The 15337-nt window shown below is 68.3% G+C and carries 15 protein-coding genes; 6 read left to right on the top strand and 9 right to left on the bottom strand.

Translation table 11 applies throughout. The features are described 5' to 3' along the window. Nucleotides 1-95: 95 nt before the first annotated feature. The gene (locus H074_RS26170; RefSeq protein WP_007033086.1) at nucleotides 96-1820 is read left to right on the top strand and encodes a sensor histidine kinase; all 1725 of its coding nucleotides are present in this window, start codon (nucleotides 96-98) and stop codon (nucleotides 1818-1820) included. On the opposite strand, the gene H074_RS26165 is transcribed toward H074_RS26170, so the two are convergent. Continuing rightward, nucleotides 1814-2476 (bottom strand): response regulator transcription factor, encoded by a 663-nt coding sequence (locus H074_RS26165; RefSeq protein WP_007033085.1) that lies wholly within the window; start codon nucleotides 2474-2476, stop codon nucleotides 1814-1816. The genes H074_RS26170 and H074_RS26165 overlap by 7 nt on opposite strands. A gap of 232 nt (nucleotides 2477-2708) precedes the next feature. Here H074_RS26165 and H074_RS26160 point away from each other — a divergent pair, with 232 nt between their 5' ends. Genes H074_RS26160 through H074_RS26150 form a run of 3 tightly spaced genes read left to right on the top strand, consistent with a single transcriptional unit; the run spans nucleotide 2709 to nucleotide 5895 of the window. Further along, nucleotides 2709-3689, top strand: a complete 981-nt coding sequence (locus H074_RS26160) for an Acg family FMN-binding oxidoreductase (RefSeq protein WP_007033084.1) — start codon at nucleotides 2709-2711, stop codon at nucleotides 3687-3689. 23 nt (nucleotides 3690-3712) lie between these two features. Then, the gene (locus H074_RS26155; RefSeq protein ID WP_007033083.1) at nucleotides 3713-5086 is read left to right on the top strand and encodes an MBL fold metallo-hydrolase RNA specificity domain-containing protein; all 1374 of its coding nucleotides are present in this window, start codon (nucleotides 3713-3715) and stop codon (nucleotides 5084-5086) included. Beyond that, a complete protein-coding gene (locus H074_RS26150; protein WP_007033082.1) occupies nucleotides 5086-5895 on the top strand; it encodes a universal stress protein in 810 nt (269 codons plus the stop codon). The genes H074_RS26155 and H074_RS26150 overlap by 1 nt, the downstream gene beginning before the upstream one ends. A gap of 3 nt (nucleotides 5896-5898) precedes the next feature. Here H074_RS26150 and H074_RS26145 read toward each other — a convergent pair whose 3' ends face one another. The 8 genes from H074_RS26145 to H074_RS26110 are packed head-to-tail and all read right to left on the bottom strand — an operon-like array spanning nucleotide 5899 to nucleotide 13755. Then, nucleotides 5899-6831, bottom strand: a complete 933-nt coding sequence (locus tag H074_RS26145; protein WP_007033081.1) for a galactose-1-phosphate uridylyltransferase — start codon at nucleotides 6829-6831, stop codon at nucleotides 5899-5901. Beyond that, complete coding sequence (locus tag H074_RS26140) at nucleotides 6828-8255, bottom strand: glycosyltransferase (protein ID WP_007033080.1); 1428 nt, start codon at nucleotides 8253-8255, stop codon at nucleotides 6828-6830. The genes H074_RS26145 and H074_RS26140 overlap by 4 nt, the downstream gene beginning before the upstream one ends. Nucleotides 8256-8257: 2 nt before the next feature. After that, the gene (locus tag H074_RS26135; protein WP_007033079.1) at nucleotides 8258-8512 is read right to left on the bottom strand and encodes an acyl carrier protein; all 255 of its coding nucleotides are present in this window, start codon (nucleotides 8510-8512) and stop codon (nucleotides 8258-8260) included. Next, a complete protein-coding gene (locus H074_RS26130) occupies nucleotides 8509-9771 on the bottom strand; it encodes a dihydrolipoamide acetyltransferase family protein (RefSeq protein WP_007033078.1) in 1263 nt (420 codons plus the stop codon). The genes H074_RS26135 and H074_RS26130 overlap by 4 nt, the downstream gene beginning before the upstream one ends. A gap of 1 nt (nucleotide 9772) precedes the next feature. After that, on the bottom strand, nucleotides 9773-10747 hold the full coding sequence (locus H074_RS26125) for an alpha-ketoacid dehydrogenase subunit beta (RefSeq protein ID WP_007033077.1): 975 nt from the start codon (nucleotides 10745-10747) through the stop codon (nucleotides 9773-9775). Next, on the bottom strand, nucleotides 10744-11733 hold the full coding sequence (pdhA, locus tag H074_RS26120; protein WP_051072012.1) for a pyruvate dehydrogenase (acetyl-transferring) E1 component subunit alpha: 990 nt from the start codon (nucleotides 11731-11733) through the stop codon (nucleotides 10744-10746). The genes H074_RS26125 and pdhA overlap by 4 nt, the downstream gene beginning before the upstream one ends. Further along, a complete protein-coding gene (gene acsA, locus H074_RS26115; protein ID WP_007033075.1) occupies nucleotides 11730-13478 on the bottom strand; it encodes an acetate--CoA ligase in 1749 nt (582 codons plus the stop codon). The genes pdhA and acsA overlap by 4 nt, the downstream gene beginning before the upstream one ends. 19 nt (nucleotides 13479-13497) lie before the next feature. After that, entirely contained in the window at nucleotides 13498-13755 is a 258-nt protein-coding gene (locus tag H074_RS26110) for a PLDc N-terminal domain-containing protein (RefSeq protein WP_007033074.1), read from the bottom strand. 131 nt (nucleotides 13756-13886) lie between these two features. Between H074_RS26110 and H074_RS26105 the strand changes: the two genes are divergently transcribed. Together H074_RS26105 and H074_RS26100 are read left to right on the top strand one after the other, a co-directional pair. Then, nucleotides 13887-14510, top strand: coding sequence for a GNAT family N-acetyltransferase (locus tag H074_RS26105; RefSeq protein ID WP_007033073.1), 624 nt, complete (start codon nucleotides 13887-13889; stop codon nucleotides 14508-14510). Beyond that, nucleotides 14419-15312 (top strand): class I fructose-bisphosphate aldolase, encoded by an 894-nt coding sequence (locus H074_RS26100; protein WP_039923419.1) that lies wholly within the window; start codon nucleotides 14419-14421, stop codon nucleotides 15310-15312. Before H074_RS26105 ends, H074_RS26100 begins: the two co-directional genes overlap by 92 nt. Nucleotides 15313-15337 lie beyond the last annotated feature (25 nt).

Raw genomic sequence — 15337 nt, 5'->3', positions numbered from 1 at the left:
GCCTGGCGCCTTGGCAGGAACGGCCGGTGGTGAAACGCTGGAGTGGTCAGGGCGACCGCGGTTCGCCACCTTGCCGATCCGGGAGGAACAGCCGAATGCCATCGGAGCCGGACAAGGCCGACGAAGTGCCTCCGAGTGCGGCGGTCCTGACCGGATTGCGTCTCGACGAGCTGCTGCACGAGGTCCAAGAGCGGCTGTCGGAGATCGTCAAGACACGGGACCGGCTCCAGGGCCTGCTCGACGCGGTGCTGGCCGTGGCCACCGGCCTGGAGCTCGATTCGACCCTGCAGAGGATCGTGCAGGCGGCGGTCGAACTGGTCGATGCCCGGTACGGCGCACTCGGCGTGCTCGGCGACGAAGACGGGCTCTCGGAGTTCGTCTACGAGGGCATCGATGCGGAAACCCGGTCTCATATGGGCCATTTGCCCGAAGGCCGGGGTCTGCTCGGCCTGCTCATCGCGGAACCTCAGCCCGTCCGGGTACCGGATCTGACCCTGCACCCGGCCTCGGTCGGGTTTCCGGCGAACCATCCGCCCATGCACAGCTTCCTTGGCGTCCCGGTCCGCGTCCGGGACGAGGTTTTCGGCAACCTGTACATGACGGAGAAACGGAGTGCCGCCGAATTCACCGCCGACGACGAGGTCGTTCTGCAGGCACTCGCCGCGGCCGCCGGCGTCGCCATCGACAACGCCCGGTTGTTCGAACGGTCACGGACACGGGAACGGTGGCTCGAAGCGGTCGCGGAGGTCAACGGTGAACTCCTCGGAGGCGCGTCGGTCGCCGACACGCTGAACCTGATCGCGGCCAGGGTCCGTGAGCTCTCCGCGGCCGACCAGGTGTTGATCCTGCTCGCCGGGGACACCGGACAACCGATGACCGTGAGCGTTGTCGCGGGGGAGCGGATGACCGCCGTCGCGGGTGCGTCGATGGCGGGCGGGCATCCGGTCATCGACGAGGTGCTCGATTCCGGCCAGCCCAGTCTCGTCCCGGACTTGGGCGCGCTTTCCCAAGGGCAGGCCGAGCCGGCTTTCGACGGCCTCGGCCCGGCCGCCGTGATCCCGTTGAACAGCGCTTCCGGTGTCGGCGGGGTTCTCGTCGCGGGGAGGGACAAAGGTTCCCCGCAGTACAAGGCCGATCAGGTCCCCATGCTTTCGTCGTTCGCAGACCAGGCTGCGGTCGCGCTCGAATTCGGCGAGAAGCAGCGCAACCAGCGGCTTCTGGACGTGCTCGCCGATCGGGACAGGATCGCCCAGGACCTGCACGACCACGTCATCCAGCGGATGTTCGCCACCGGCATGAGCCTGCAGAGCATCGTGCCCCGGGTACCCGACACCTTCGCCCGTGACAGGGTGGCGCAGGCGGTGGAACAACTGGATCGCACGGTCCGCGAGATCAGGACCTCCATCTTCGATCTGCACACGTCGGGTTCGGACGCCTCGACGAGCCTGCGCCGCCGTCTCCTGGACGCGATCACGGAGCTGACGACCGAGAGCACGGTCACCCCCTCGGTCCGGATCGCCGGCGCCGTCGACACGCTCGTGCCGCAGACCTTGCACGAACACGCCGAAGCGGTGATCCGTGAGACGCTGAGCAACGCCGTCCGTCATTCCGGGGCTGACGAGATCACCATCAGTGTCGAGGCGGATCGTGAGCTGGTCATCGAGGTCTGCGACGACGGCATCGGTATCCCGCGAACGGGCAGGCGCAGCGGACTGGCGAATCTCACCGAGCGGGCCGAGCGCTGTGGCGGGGAAACGGAGTTCGGGGACCGTGAGGGCGGTGGCGCACGAGTGCTCTGGCGGGTCCCGCTGAATCACTGATCGCCGAACAGCGGAGGTACCGCGGCGCGTTTGAGCTCGGTCGCGAGTACCGCGGCCTGGGTCCGGCGCTGGATACCCAGCTTCGCCAGGATCCGGGAGACGTAGTTCTTCACGGTCTTTTCGGCGAGGAACATCCGCTCGCCGATCTCGCGGTTGGTCAGGCCCTCGCCGATCAGGTCGAAAACGGTGCGTTCCTGCTCGGACAGGGCGGCGGTCGGATCATTCTGGTCGCGTTCGCGCCGGATGCGGTTCATCAGCGCGGCGGTGGTCCGGCTGTCGAGCAGCGAGCCGCCACCCGCGATGGTGCGGATCGCCGACACCAGGTCGTTGCCGAGTACCTGCTTGAGGACGAACCCCGACGCCCCGGCCATGATGGCGGTGAAGAGCGCCTCGTCGTCGGCGTACGAGGTGAGCATCAGACACCGTAGATCCGGCTGGGTGGAGAGCAGATCCCGGCAGAGTTCGATACCGGTCCCGTCGGGGAGGCGCACGTCGAGCACGGCGATGTCAGCTTCGCTTTTCGGGATGCGGGCGAGAGCTTCGGAGACGGACGCGGCTTCGCCGGCGATCTCGATGTCGGATTCGTTCCCGAGCAGATCCGCCAGCCCTCGCCGAACGATCTCGTGGTCGTCCACGAGGAACACCTTGGTCGCCATCTCTTCCCTCCTGCTGCCGGGGTCCCGGCTGCTTCATCGACGGTACCCGCGTACTTCGGTGGATACAGCCACCTAGACGTCCCAACGGCAGGGGACCTTGGGCCCTGGTGTCGCGGCCGTGTGTTCCTGCCGGGTATTTGGTCCCGGCGATCGGAGCCGTCGGTACCTGCTTCCTCCGCGCGAGGCCGGTGCACTGTGGAACTCGATCGAGTGACGACTGAGGATGGGGACCATGGCGAACGGGTGGACGAGGGCGGAGACCGAGGTATTGGCGAGGACGTTGCTGCGGGCGCCCTCCGTGCACAACATCCAGCCGTGGCGGCTCGAGTTCGACGGCGACCGCCTTCTCCTGCGTGAGCGTCGTGAACTGGAACTGCGCGAGCACGACGCTCAAGGCCGTGACCGGCTCATCTCGTGCGGTGCCGCCCTCGCCAATGTGGAGCTGGCGGTCCGGGTTCTCGGCTATGACCTGACCACGCGCGTGTTCCCTGAGCCCGGTGCGCCGGACATCGTCGCCGCGATCGAAACCACGGGGCGCTCGTCACCGTCCGACGTCGACCTGCACCGGTACTCGGCGATCGCCCGGCGAGGCAGCTACCGCCATCCCTTCTCCGCCCGGCGAATCTCCCGGGAGAAGATCGGGGACCTGATCGCCGCCTCGGCCGGAAGCGGGGTCGAGGCCAGGCTGATCCACGACGAGCTGGAACTCTCCCGGATCGCGGATCTGCTCGAATTCGCCGCCGAGGCGTATCAGCACGATCTGGCATACCAGCGTGAGCTGGCGCTGTGGACGATCCGCGACGAGCGCTACCACCGTCACGGTGTCGGCTTGGCCGCGAGCGCGCTTCCCGCCGGATCGCTTCCGTGGGCCGGGCTGGTCCGCACGGCCACGGCCGTTCCCGACCACCGGGTCCTCCAGCGGCGGCTCGCGGGGGAGACCTTGCTCGTGTTCCTCACCCTCGACGACGGCAAGCACGACCATCTGCGCGCGGGACACGCGCTGCAGGACACGTGGCTCGACGCGGTCGACGACGGCCTGGCCGGTTCGGTGCTGACTCAGCCGTTGCATCTGCCCGAAGTCCGCTCCGGGCTGATCGAAGACCTGGAACTCCCCGGGTTTCCGCAGGCCATCATGCGGTTCGGATACCCCACCGGGCTGGTGCCCCCGAGCCCCCGTCGTGCCGTCGACGAAGTCCTGGGCAACGGCTTCTGAGCCTTCACGAGAAAGGCGTCATCGTGACCGTCGCGCTGACCTTCCATGGCGGAGCCGGTACCGTGACCGGCAGCAAATACCTGGTGGAAAGCCCCGGGTCCCGTGTGCTGGTCGACTGCGGGCTCTTCCAGGGGCTCGCCGATCTGCGCCGCCGCAACTGGGTGCCTCTGCCGCGCGCGCTGACCGAAGTCGACGCAGTGGTGATCACCCACGCCCACCTGGACCACTGCGGGTACCTGCCCGTTTTGGTGCGGTCCGGCTGGCGCGGACCCGTTTACGCCACACCGGGCACCGCTGCCCTGGTCCCCATCGTGCTCGAGGACAGTGCGCACCTCATGACCGAGGAGGCCGCCCACGCCAACAAGTACGGCTGGTCGAAACACCGTCCCGCCTTGCCCCTCTATGACGCGAAGGACGCGCGAAAAGCCATCGGCCTTCTCGAGGAACTCGAATACGGCGCCGAGACGGCGGTGGGCAAAGACGTGACACTGCGCTTCGGCCAGGCCGGTCACATCCTCGGATCCGCGTGGGCGCACCTGCGCACCGACGGCCGTGATGTCGTGTTCAGCGGCGACCTCGGCCGTCCGGTCCACAGTCTCCTGCGTCCACCGTCACCGAGACCTCCGTGCGACGCACTGGTGCTCGAATCGACCTACGGTTCCCGTGCCCACCATGACACCGGCGCCATGGACCGGCTCGGTGAAGTCATCAGGCGAACGTCCGGACGCGGCGGCAGTGTCCTCATTCCGGCGTTCGCCGTCGACCGGACCGAAGTGGTCCTGGCCGCACTCGCGAAACTGATGCGGTCAGACACCATCCCCGACCTGCCGGTGTACGTCGACAGCCCGATGGCCTTGGCGGCGCTGCGGGTGTACCGCGCGGCGTTCCGTGACCACTGGCCGGAAATCCGGCCTGAACTCGCCGGTCACGATCCGCTGACGCCGCGCTCCCTGACCGAACTGCGGACCGTGGAGGAATCAATGCGCCTCAACACGCCGAGGATGCCCTCGATCATCATCTCCGCGTCGGGGATGGCGAGCGGTGGCCGCGTTCTGCACCACCTGGAACACCTGCTGCCCGACCACCGGCACACCGTGCTCATCGTCGGCTACGCCGCCGCCGGTACCCGCGCCCGCGCTCTCGCCGACGGAGCCAGGCAGATCAAGATCCACGGCCGGTACACGACCGTTCGCGCCGAGGTCGTCCAGCTCGACGCCTTCAGCGCGCACGCCGACGCGGACGAGCTGCTGCGGTGGGCCACCGCGGGATCCCCGCCGAAGACCACCTATTTCGTGCACGGCGAGCCCGAGGGTTCGGAGGCGGCCGCCGAACGGCTCCGTGCCGAACACGACTGGCAAGCCGTCGTTCCCCGCGATCGGGAACGAGTGCTGATCTGATGACCGGGACAGACATCGACCCCGCGAACGCGAAGCCGGTGCTCGTCGGTGTGGACGGCTCCCGGGCGGCGCTCGCGGCGGTGGAGTGGGCGGCCGAGGAGGCGGTACGGCGTCAGGTCGGCCTGGATGTTCTCTGGGTGTCCGGACCGGGCTTGGAGCGTGTCATCCCGTTCGGGAAGCGTTGCCTCCACGAGGCGTCGATGGCCGCTTCGCGGGTGGCATCCGGATTGCCCCGGCGCTGTGTCGCCGAACCCGGCGACGCGGCCGAGACACTGATCCAGCGCTCGGCGGCCAGCGCGCTGGTCACGGTGGGTGCCAGCGGCCATGGCCAGGCCTTCCTCGGCGGTGTCGTCAGAGCCGTCGCCGCTCGTGCGGCCGCACCGGTGGTCATCGTCCACGCGGGAGCCCCGGCGTCGGGCAAGATCGTGGCCGGGGTCGACGATTCCCCCTCGGGTGACGCGGCGTTGGCGTTCGCCGCGGAGTGCGCCGACCTGCGCGACCGTCCGCTGATGCCGGTCCGGGTCTGGTACGACCATGAGGCCGAAGCCGGTGCGGCGAGGTTGCTCGACGCTCGTGTGCGGGCCACCGCGGACGCCTGGCCGAAGATCGAAATCCGGCCCCGGCTGGTCCGGAACCGTGACCGGGCCGCCGGACTGCTCGGAGAGGGGGACGACGCCGGGCTCATCGTGATCGGTTCTCACGGACGGCGTCTCCGCAGCCGTCCGATCCTGGGAATCACGAGTCACGAAGTACTGGAGCGCGCGCGATGCCCGGTCGCGGTCATCCCCGCGACGTACCCGTCACCGTGATGATCACGCTCGGTGCCGGACGCTGATCCTGTCCCGCAAAACCGACGCCACGTGTTCGGGTGTCGTGGTGACCACCGGGATTCCGGTGGCCAGTTCCAGACCGGCGGCGATCTCGAGCCGGGGCAGGATCCGTATCGACCAGGAAAGGAACGCCGCCTGCTCCCACCCGGTCGGCGCGGTCTCCACGACGAGGTTGTACGCCGGATCGCCGAGCTCCTCGTCGAGGGCGTGAAGCACCCGCCGCAACGCCCGCGCCACGTCGGCGAGCTCCGTGCCCGGCACCACGGCGAAGTCGGCGCGGGCAATGCGAGGGACGATGTGTGTTTCGAAGGCCGTGACGGGAGCGAAGGGGGCCAGAGCGACGCAGTGCGGGCTGACGAGCACGACGCGGGTCCCCATCTCCAAGGCGATGTCGAGCTGGTCGTCCGAGTACCGGCGCTCACCGCCGCGGTGGTAGTCACGCGACAGTTCGAGCCCCCGCCGTGCCGACGTCGACAGCACCGGCAGACCCACGAGCTGAGAATGCGGGTGCGGACGGGAGCAACCGGCCTGAGCACCGTGGTTGCGGAAGATGACCACCTGCGCGGAGTTCTTGCGCAGCGCGAGGTGCCGCCATTGCCATGCCCGCAGCACGGCCTCGGCCTCCGTGTCGGTCGCGGTACGGAAATCCCAGTCATGGCGGGGTGACTCGATGATCACCTCGTGCCGGTCGGACAGCGGATGGCGATTGGGAACCGACCGCACTCGCCACCCGTCCCGATCCGGATCGTGCAGCCGCCAGGTCTCCGGCGGTGTGTCTTCACCCGGGCCCGGGCAGAAAGGACAGAGCCCTTCCGTGCCGTGCGGCCGGCCGGCGCGTCCGGGTGCGAGCACCGTCCAGTCGCCACTGAGCGGATCCTGTCGCAGTTCCCCGCCGTGCCACCGTTGTTTCGTCATCGGTTCGCCTCCCTTCTGGACCGGGCGAAGATCTCCCGGCACCGCCGCGAACAGAACCGGAACGTCTGCCCGTCGAGTTCGGTGGTCTGCGCACGGTCGGCGGTGTAGGTGGCCATTCCGCACACCGGGTCACGATGGTCGCCGGCGGTGGTGAGATCGGCCGGGGCGATACCGCGGCCGATGCCTTTGACAAGGGTCAGTTCGTCCAGGAGCAACCGGGGAAGGAGGAAATGTCTTCGAACGCGTTCCTTGCCGGACATCCCCAGCGCCGCCGCACCCGCGGGATCGGTGAGCAGGGTGCCGATCGCGTCGGCGCACCCCGCGATCGAATCGACGAGCAGGCCGCCCGCGTCGTCCGCCATCTGGAGTGGGATTCCGCCGGTCGCTCCCGCCACGACCGGAGTGCCCTTCCAAAGCGCTTCGGAGACCACGAGGCCGAAGCCTTCGCGAATCGACTTCTGCACCATCACGGTCGAAACCCGCTGGAAGGCGTTCACTTCGACGTTGCCGACCCCGGTGAGATTGGTGAAGACATGAATGGCCGGATCGTGCTCGCTTTCCGCGCTGATGGCGCGGTACACCTCCCACGCCTCGGGATCGTCCAAGGCCATCGAACCGACGAGTGCCAGCTGCAGGCCCGGTACCCGCCGCCGCGCGATCCGGAACGCCTCGATGACGCCGAGCGGGTCCTTCCACGGGTCGAATCTGGAGACCTGGGTGATGAGCGGGCGACCGGGTTCGATACCGATCCAGTTGAGTACCGCGTATGCCGTGCGATCATCGAGTGACATGTTCTTGGGGCTCAAGGGGTCGATCGCCGGCGGGATGATGTCGACTCGTTCGGGAGCGAGATCCGGCGGGACGAACTGGGACATGGTGAAAACGGTCGCGTCGTAGCCGGAGATGAAGGTCTTGAGGTAATCCCACGCGTCGGCGGAAGGAGCCGAAGTGTCGATATGGCAGCGCCAGATCCACGACGCGCCGCCTTTGCCCGTGAAGGACAGGACGGCGGACGGCTGGGGATCGTGCACGAAGACGAAGTCGTACCCGCCGAATCGGGGATCAGAGCGCAGCTCACCGGCGTTCATCTCGGCGGTACGCTCGTAGACGTCCTGATCTTCTCGGGTGATCGGCTTCCTGGACTCGCCCTGGAGCGCGTTGTGCAGCTTCTTGGTGACCGTGAAGAACGGCGGATTCCCGCCGATGATCTTCCACGTGGTCGTGATGCCGAGATCGTTGTACAGCGGCACGGCGGAACGCAGGAGTTCGGAAACCCCGCCGCCATAAGGTGTGGCGCTCAGATGCAGGACCCGTGCGCCCCGCAGCTCACGCGCGGTATCCAGCAGGGGGTCCATGATCTGGTCCGGCACGACGGACCGGTACGACTCGATCGACAGTTCGCCGACATCCACCGTCTGGAGCATGGCTAGCCCCGTGACAGCAGGAAGCCGGTCGCCGAGTCCATTGTGGTCAATGCGCCGTAGTCGCTTTCCTCGATCCTCGTCCCGAGGTCGAGGGAAAGCCGCTCCACGAAGGTCAAGAAGTCCAAGGAGTCGAGCTCGAGCGCCGTTCGAAGGTTCTCCCCGGGATCGAGGGACGCCAATTCGGGTTCGGTGGCGAACCCCCTCAAGGCCGAGCGGATCGCCGCGTGCACCCGTTCTTCGGTGAGTGGCCTGGTCATAGTTCCTCCGGTTTCCGCAACAACGTGGTGATCGCTTTGAGGAACCTGGCACCGGTCGCGCCGTCGGTCGCTCGATGGTCGGCGGAGAGCGTCGCGGTGACGAGGGTGCGTGCGGCGACCTGATCGTCGACCACCCACGGCCGCCGTCCGATCGCACCGAAACCGGCGAGCGCCACCTGTGGAGGGTGGATGACACCGTGCACCGATTCCACGCCGTTGTCCCCGAGATCGGTGACCGTGAGGGTCGCGGTCGTCAATTCCGCCGCACGCAGCGAACCGGACCGCGCCCTGGCCACCAGGTCGCGCAGTCGCCGCATCAGCTCCGGCAGGGCGAGCCGGTCGGCTCCGGCGATCGCGGGTGCGACGAGACCGCCTCCGCGCAATGCGACGGCGACACCGAGATGAACTTCGCCGGAGGGCCGGAACGCTTCGTCGACCCAGTGGCCGTTGAGCTCGGGCACCCGGGCGGCGGCGACGGCGGTGGCCTTGAGCAGCAAGGCGGCCGGGACGATCCGCTCGGGCACGGGGACCCTGAGATTGTGCTCACGCAGCCAGCCGACGGCCGGTTCCAGATCGATCGTCGTCGAGAGGTAGTAATGCGGGATCTCCCGTTTGGAGCGGGCCATGAGGCCGGCGATCGCCTGACGCAGTGCCGCCGGGTCGGCCGTGTGCCCGAGCTCGCCGGCCGCGGGGATGTCACGAGCGTGAAGGACGCCGTCGTGCGTGCTGGGCACCAGGGATTCCAGGGCGACACCGCGGTCTCCGGCGAGCCGCCGGGCGTAGGGCGAGACCGCGATCCGCCGGGCACCGGCCACCGTCCGGCGACGGGCCGGCCGGGCGCGTTCGACATCGGCCCTGGTCACCCGGCCGCCGCGACCGGTGCCGTGGACCACGCTCAGGTCGACACCGACCTGTGACGCGAAGGCGCGGGCGGGAGGACTCGCGAGCTCGGTCGGGGCTTTCTCCCGCGGTCCGGTCCGCCGCGCGGGTGGCCGCGGTGTGACGGGCGGTCCGGGCGCCGGTCCGGCGGAGGAAAGGCGTGCCAGCGGAGTCCCGACCGGGACCGTCGTCCCCGGTGGTACGAGGATCTCTTCGACGGTCCCTGACGAGAAGCACTCCACCTCGATCGCCGCCTTGGCGGTGTCGACGACGGCGACGATGTCACCGCGGTGCACCGTGTCTCCTGGCGCCACCAGCCATTCGATGACCGTGCCGGAGTCCATGTCCGCGCCCAGCGAAGGCATCAGGAAGTCCGTCATGTCAGCACATCGCCCGTTTCGCCGCCGCGACGACGCCGGCGGTCTGGGGAAGTGCTGCCTCTTCGAGTTGCTTCGCGTAGGGAATCGGCACCTCGGCGGTGCACACTCGCTCGATCGGTGCGTCCAACTCGTAGAGCGCCTTCTCCGCGACCCGGGCCGCGATCTCCGCGGACAGGCTTCCGCTGCGCCAGCCTTCGTCGACGATGACCAGCCGGTGGGTCCGGGCGAGGGAGGAAAGGATGGCGGATTCGTCGAGCGGCCGGAGAACCCGCAGATCGATCACTTCGGCGTCGACGCCCTGGGTCGCGAGCTCGTCCGCCGCGGCCAGCGCGGTGCGCAGGGTGCCGCCGTAAGCGGTGATCGTGAGGTCCTTGCCGCTTCGCCGGAGGGCCGCGTGGTCGATGTCGACCGCTCCCGCGTCTTCGGCGAGGTCGTCCGGCACGTTGTACAGCGAGCCGTGCTCGAACAGCAGCACGGGGTCCGGGTCGCGTAGTGCGGTCAGCAGCATTCCCCTCGCGTCTTCCACCGTCGCCGGGGTGATCACCTTGAGGCCGGGTATGTGCGCGTACCACCCTTCGAGACTGTGCGAATGCTGGGCGGCGAGCTGACGGCCGGCGCCGGTGGTCATCCGGATCACGAGCGGGACGTTGAGCGCCCCGCCGGACATGTGCAGGAGGGTGGCCGCGTTGTTCATGATCTGATCGAGGGCGAGCAGGCTGAAATTGACGGTCATGATCTCGACGATCGGACGCATTCCACCGAGTGCGGCACCGATACCCGCCCCGACGAACGCCGACTCGGACAAGGGGGTGTCACGGATCCGTTCAGGCCCGAATTCCTCCAGCAAGCCGAGACTGACGCCGAAGCAGCCGCCATACCGGCCGACGTCTTCGCCCATGAGGAACACCCGGTCGTCTTCTTTGAGCGCCTCGCGGATGCCCTCCCGCAAGGCCTCGCGATAGGTCGTCTTCGTCATGATCGCTCCGAATACACGAACCGGGTCAGGTCTTCGACGGGTTCGAGAGGCCCCGCTTCCGCGGCGGTGATCGCTTCCGTGATCTCGTCGGCCACTTCGGATTCGAGCTTGGCCAGCTCACGGTCGGTCAGTTCGTCGTCGTCCCGCATCAGCGTGGTCATCCGGTCGATCGGGTCCCGCTGTTTCCACCGCTCGACCTCGGATTTGTCCCGATAGCGTTCCGGGTCGTACATGGAATGGGCTCGGAAGCGATAAGTGCGCAGTTCGAGGAAGCTCGGCCCGGAACCGTTCCGGATGCTCTCCAGCGCGTGTTCGGCGGCCTCGGCGACCGCGACCGCGTCCATGCCGTCCACCGGCCAGGAAGGCATCCCGTAGGAGGCTGCTCTGACGGCGAGATCCGTTTCGGCCTGCGCGTATTCGATCGCGGTGCCCATCGCGTACAGGTTGTTCTCGCAACAGAACAGGATCGGTAACCGCCACAGGGCGGCGAGGTTCAGGCATTCGTGGAATTCGCCCTCCGCGACCGCGCCGTCGCCGAACAGGCAGACGGTGGCCTGTGGCCTGGAGCGCATCCGGTCCGCGAGTGCCAGGCCCACGGCCACCGGCAATCCGCCGGCGACGATGGCGTTGCCGCCGTAGAACCGGCGCCCGGCGTCGAACAGATGCATCGATCCACCACGGCCGCCGCTGCATCCGGTGGTCCGCCCGTACATCTCGGCGAGCACGGCCGCCATGGGGAGCCCCCGCGCCAGCGCGTGTCCGTGTTCGCGATAGGTGGACACCACCTGATCCTCGGCCGTGACGGCCCGCATGATGCCCGCGGCGACGGCCTCTTCGCCGATGTAGAGGTGCATGAACCCGCGGATGGTGCCCGCGCTGTACAGCTCGACACAGCGTTCTTCGAATCGCCTGATCCGGATCATCCGGCGGAGAAGTGCGAGCCTCTTTTCCGCGCGTGCGGTCCTTGCCGTACGTCGTCCGCTCATCCGGAAACCTCCAAAGTGGACACGTCGCCCTCCGGCAGGCCGAGTTCGCGCGCTTTGAGCAGCCGGCGCATGACCTTGCCGCTCCGGGTGTGCGGGAGGTGAGGATCGAAGACGATCTCCTTGGGAGCCACCGCGCCGAGCGCCTTGCGGGCGAACACGAGGAGTTCGAGACGCTGTTCTTCCGTGGGCTCGTAGCCCGGTTTGAGCGTGACGTAGGCCTTGACCAGCTCGCCGGCCACCGGATCGGGTTTCCCGATCACTCCGGCCTCGGCCACCGCGGGATGGGCGAGAAGCGCGCTTTCCACTTCGAAAGGCCCGACGAGGTGTCCCGCGGATTCGATGACGTCGTCGGCCCGGCCGACGAACCAGTAGTAACCGTCGGCATCCCGGCGCGCGACGTCTCCGGTGAGGTACCACCCGTCGGCGAAGGCCTTCTCATACCGGGCGGGTTCGTTCCAGTAGGCGCGGAACTGCGAAGGCCAGCCGGGCCGGAGCGCGAGTTCGCCTTCGACTCCTGGTTCGGTGATCTCTCGGACATGTCCCGCCGTCACCGCGGCCCGGCCGTCGTCCCCGCGCCGGAGCAGGCCCGCGTCGACTCCCGGAAGCGGTCGTCCCATCGATCCGGGCCGGATCTCCTCGCCCGCGAAGTTGGCGATCATGATCGCGCCCGTCTCCGTCTGCCACCAGTTGTCGTGGATGGGCAGGCCCAGCGTGTCCCGTCCCCAGACCACGACCTCGGGGTTCAGCGGTTCTCCGACGCTCGCGATGAACCGCAGCGCGGAGAGGTCGAAACCCTTGGCGAGCTCGTCTCCTTCCCGCATCATCATGCGCAGCGCGGTCGGGGCGGTGTACCAGTTCGTGACGCGCCGCGAAGAAAGGACGTGGTACCAGCGTCGCGCGTCGAATTCACCCTCGTCGCTGACGAGTGTCGCGCCGAGGACGAGCGGAGCGATCACGCCGTAGGACATGCCCGTGACCCAGCCCGGGTCGGCGGTGCACCAGAACGTGTCGTCCTGGCGCAGGTCGAGGGCGTAGCGGGCGGTGACGAGGTGAGCGAGCACCGCGGCGTGCGCGTGCAGTGCGCCTTTCGGGGTGCCCGTGGTGCCGCTGGTGAAATGCAGCAGGGCCGGATCCTCCGGCGCGGTCGGGGCGATCTCGTAGCCGGTGCCCGCCGCCGCCATCGCCTCGCCCAGCGCGATGGTGCCGGGCTCGGCGTCGTTTCCGGTGAGCAAGACGTGCCGCAGCGACGGGAGTTCCGCGCGGAGTGGGCGTATTTTCCGACGATAGAGCTCGGGAGAGGTCACCAGGACGGAGCCTTCACCCAGCCGGATCCGCTGCAGGACGGGCTCCGGGCCGAACGCGGAGAACAACGGTGACAGGACGCAGCCCGCCTTGAGCGCGCCCAAGGTCGCGACATAGAGCTCCGGAACCCTGCCGAGCAGGGTGAAGACCCGCTCACCCCGGCCGACTCCCAGCCCGGCGAGCAGATTGGCGAATCTGTTCGTGAGCGCGGTGAGGCCGAGGTAGGAGAAGTCGTGGACTCGATCCAGCCGATCCAGCCAGCGCACCGCGGTCCGCTTGGTCACATGGCGGTCCAAAGCCTCGTAGGCGATGTTCAGCCCGCGTCCGCCCGGCAGCCCGGCGAGCGACTTGCCCGCGTCTTCCCAGGTGAAGTCCGCGCGGGCGTGTTCGTAGTCCCCGAGGTTCGATCCGGCGGTCGCCTGGGTGATGGGAGTCCACTTCACGACTGCCTCCTGGCCGATGTCACGAGGCCTGGTGTGGCCGCTCGACGGCGAGGGTCGCCGGATCGATGGGCCGCCTGCCCCAGGTGAGGTAGGCGAGAGGCCCGGCGAAATTGACGGCGATGATCAAGGCCCATCGCCGTTTGGAGCCCCGTATCTCGGTCGCCGGCCGGAGTGCCAGGTCGGTCCACGCGACCGCGGCGAGGGTGACTTGAATCCCGATGAGAAACCCGAGCACCCCGGGATTGGGCTTGTGGCAGGCACTGGACGGTTTGCGCATGGCATGCTCCCTCGGCTCCGAGTCCGTTCGAGAGTGGGGCAGCGGCCCGGGTGGCGGCGAGGGTCGTTGGTCCCTGCGAAGCGGACTGTTCGACCTCAACGCCACGTGGAGCAGCTGCCTACGCTGCTCTTATGGGTGAAGAGTCCGGCGCCACGCGAGTGAAGCTGGCCGATGGGCGTGTGGTCGGCGTCGCCAGAGTGACGCCCGGCGACGCCGAGGAACTCGGTGGTGCCATCTCCGGTGCGGACCGGGAAACGTTGTACCGCCGGTTCTGCGGCCCGCCGCCGCGGGTGACGCCACGGCTGCTGGCCTATCTGACCGAACTCGACTTCGACCGCAGGTACGCGCTCGTCGCTCGCGACGACTCGGGCCATGGAGTGGCGATCGCCCGGTACGAGGCGACGAGGGAGCCAGGCGTCGCGGAGATCGCGGTGGTGGTCGAACCCGGTTGGCGGCGTGTCGGATTGGCCACGGCCCTGGTGCATGAGCTCGCGAAAGCGGCTCTGAAGCACGGGTTCGACAAGTTCACCGCGACTTACCTGGCCGACAACAGACCCGTCTCCGACTTGCTCGACCTGGCGGGTGCCCGGCGTCAGATCGCGGCCGGCCTCGCGGACGCCCTGCTTCGCCTGAGCCCCGAACCGGAAGAAACGGAGGACGCACATGGCGACTCGCCCGAACCTGGCGGAACTCGGAGTGAACACGGGCAAGAAGACCAGGCTGAACCGAATCCTGAGGCAGTACGGCCTGGGTAACGGGACGGCCTTCTTCCTGCCGTACGACCAGGGGCTCGAACACGGACCGCGGGACTTCGCCCCCAATCCCGCGGCGAGCGACCCGCGTTACGTGGTCAAGCTCGCCGTCGAAGGCGGGTTCAACGGGATCGTCGTGCAGATCGGCCTCGCCGAGAAGTTCTACTGGGACTACGCGGGCGAGATACCACTGGTGCTCAAGCTGAACGGGAAGACGGACATCCCGCCCGACGCGCGGGCCCTGTCACCGGTCAACGCCTCCGTCGAAGACGCTGTCCGGCTCGGCGCGGACGCCGTCGGATACACCCTGTACGTCGGTACTCCCGCGCAGGAAGCGGATTTCGAGCAGTACCGGCGCGTGCGGGACGATGCCCACCGGCTCGGCATGCCACTGATCGTCTGGGCCTACCCACGTGGTGAGGCGATCGAAGCCAAGGGCGGCAAGGATTCCTTCTACGCGGTCGACTACGCCGCGCGGACCGCTTCCGAGCTCGGCGCGGACGTGGTCAAGGTGAACTTTCCGCATCCGGAGAAACGAACCGACGTCCCGGCGGCGTATGCGGAGGAGTTCACTTCGCAGCAAGCCATCGACGCCGTGGTCCGCTCCGCGAACCGGACTCTGGTGCTGGTCTCGGGCGGGACGAAGGCCGGGGACGAGGCGATGCTCGAGAAGGCGCGGGAATCGATGGAAGCCGGCGCGACCGGATTGATCTTCGGCCGGAACGTCTGGCAGCGGGAACACGACGAATCGCTGCGGTTCGTGGCGGCACTCAGGGAGATCCTGGCGAAGTACCCATCGGCCTGAGCGGCGCACCGTCGTGGGCCTCGTG

The organism is Amycolatopsis decaplanina DSM 44594 (genome assembly GCF_000342005.1).
Taxonomy (GTDB): domain Bacteria; phylum Actinomycetota; class Actinomycetes; order Mycobacteriales; family Pseudonocardiaceae; genus Amycolatopsis; species Amycolatopsis decaplanina.
This window is presented reverse-complemented; position numbering and strand designations above follow the sequence as displayed.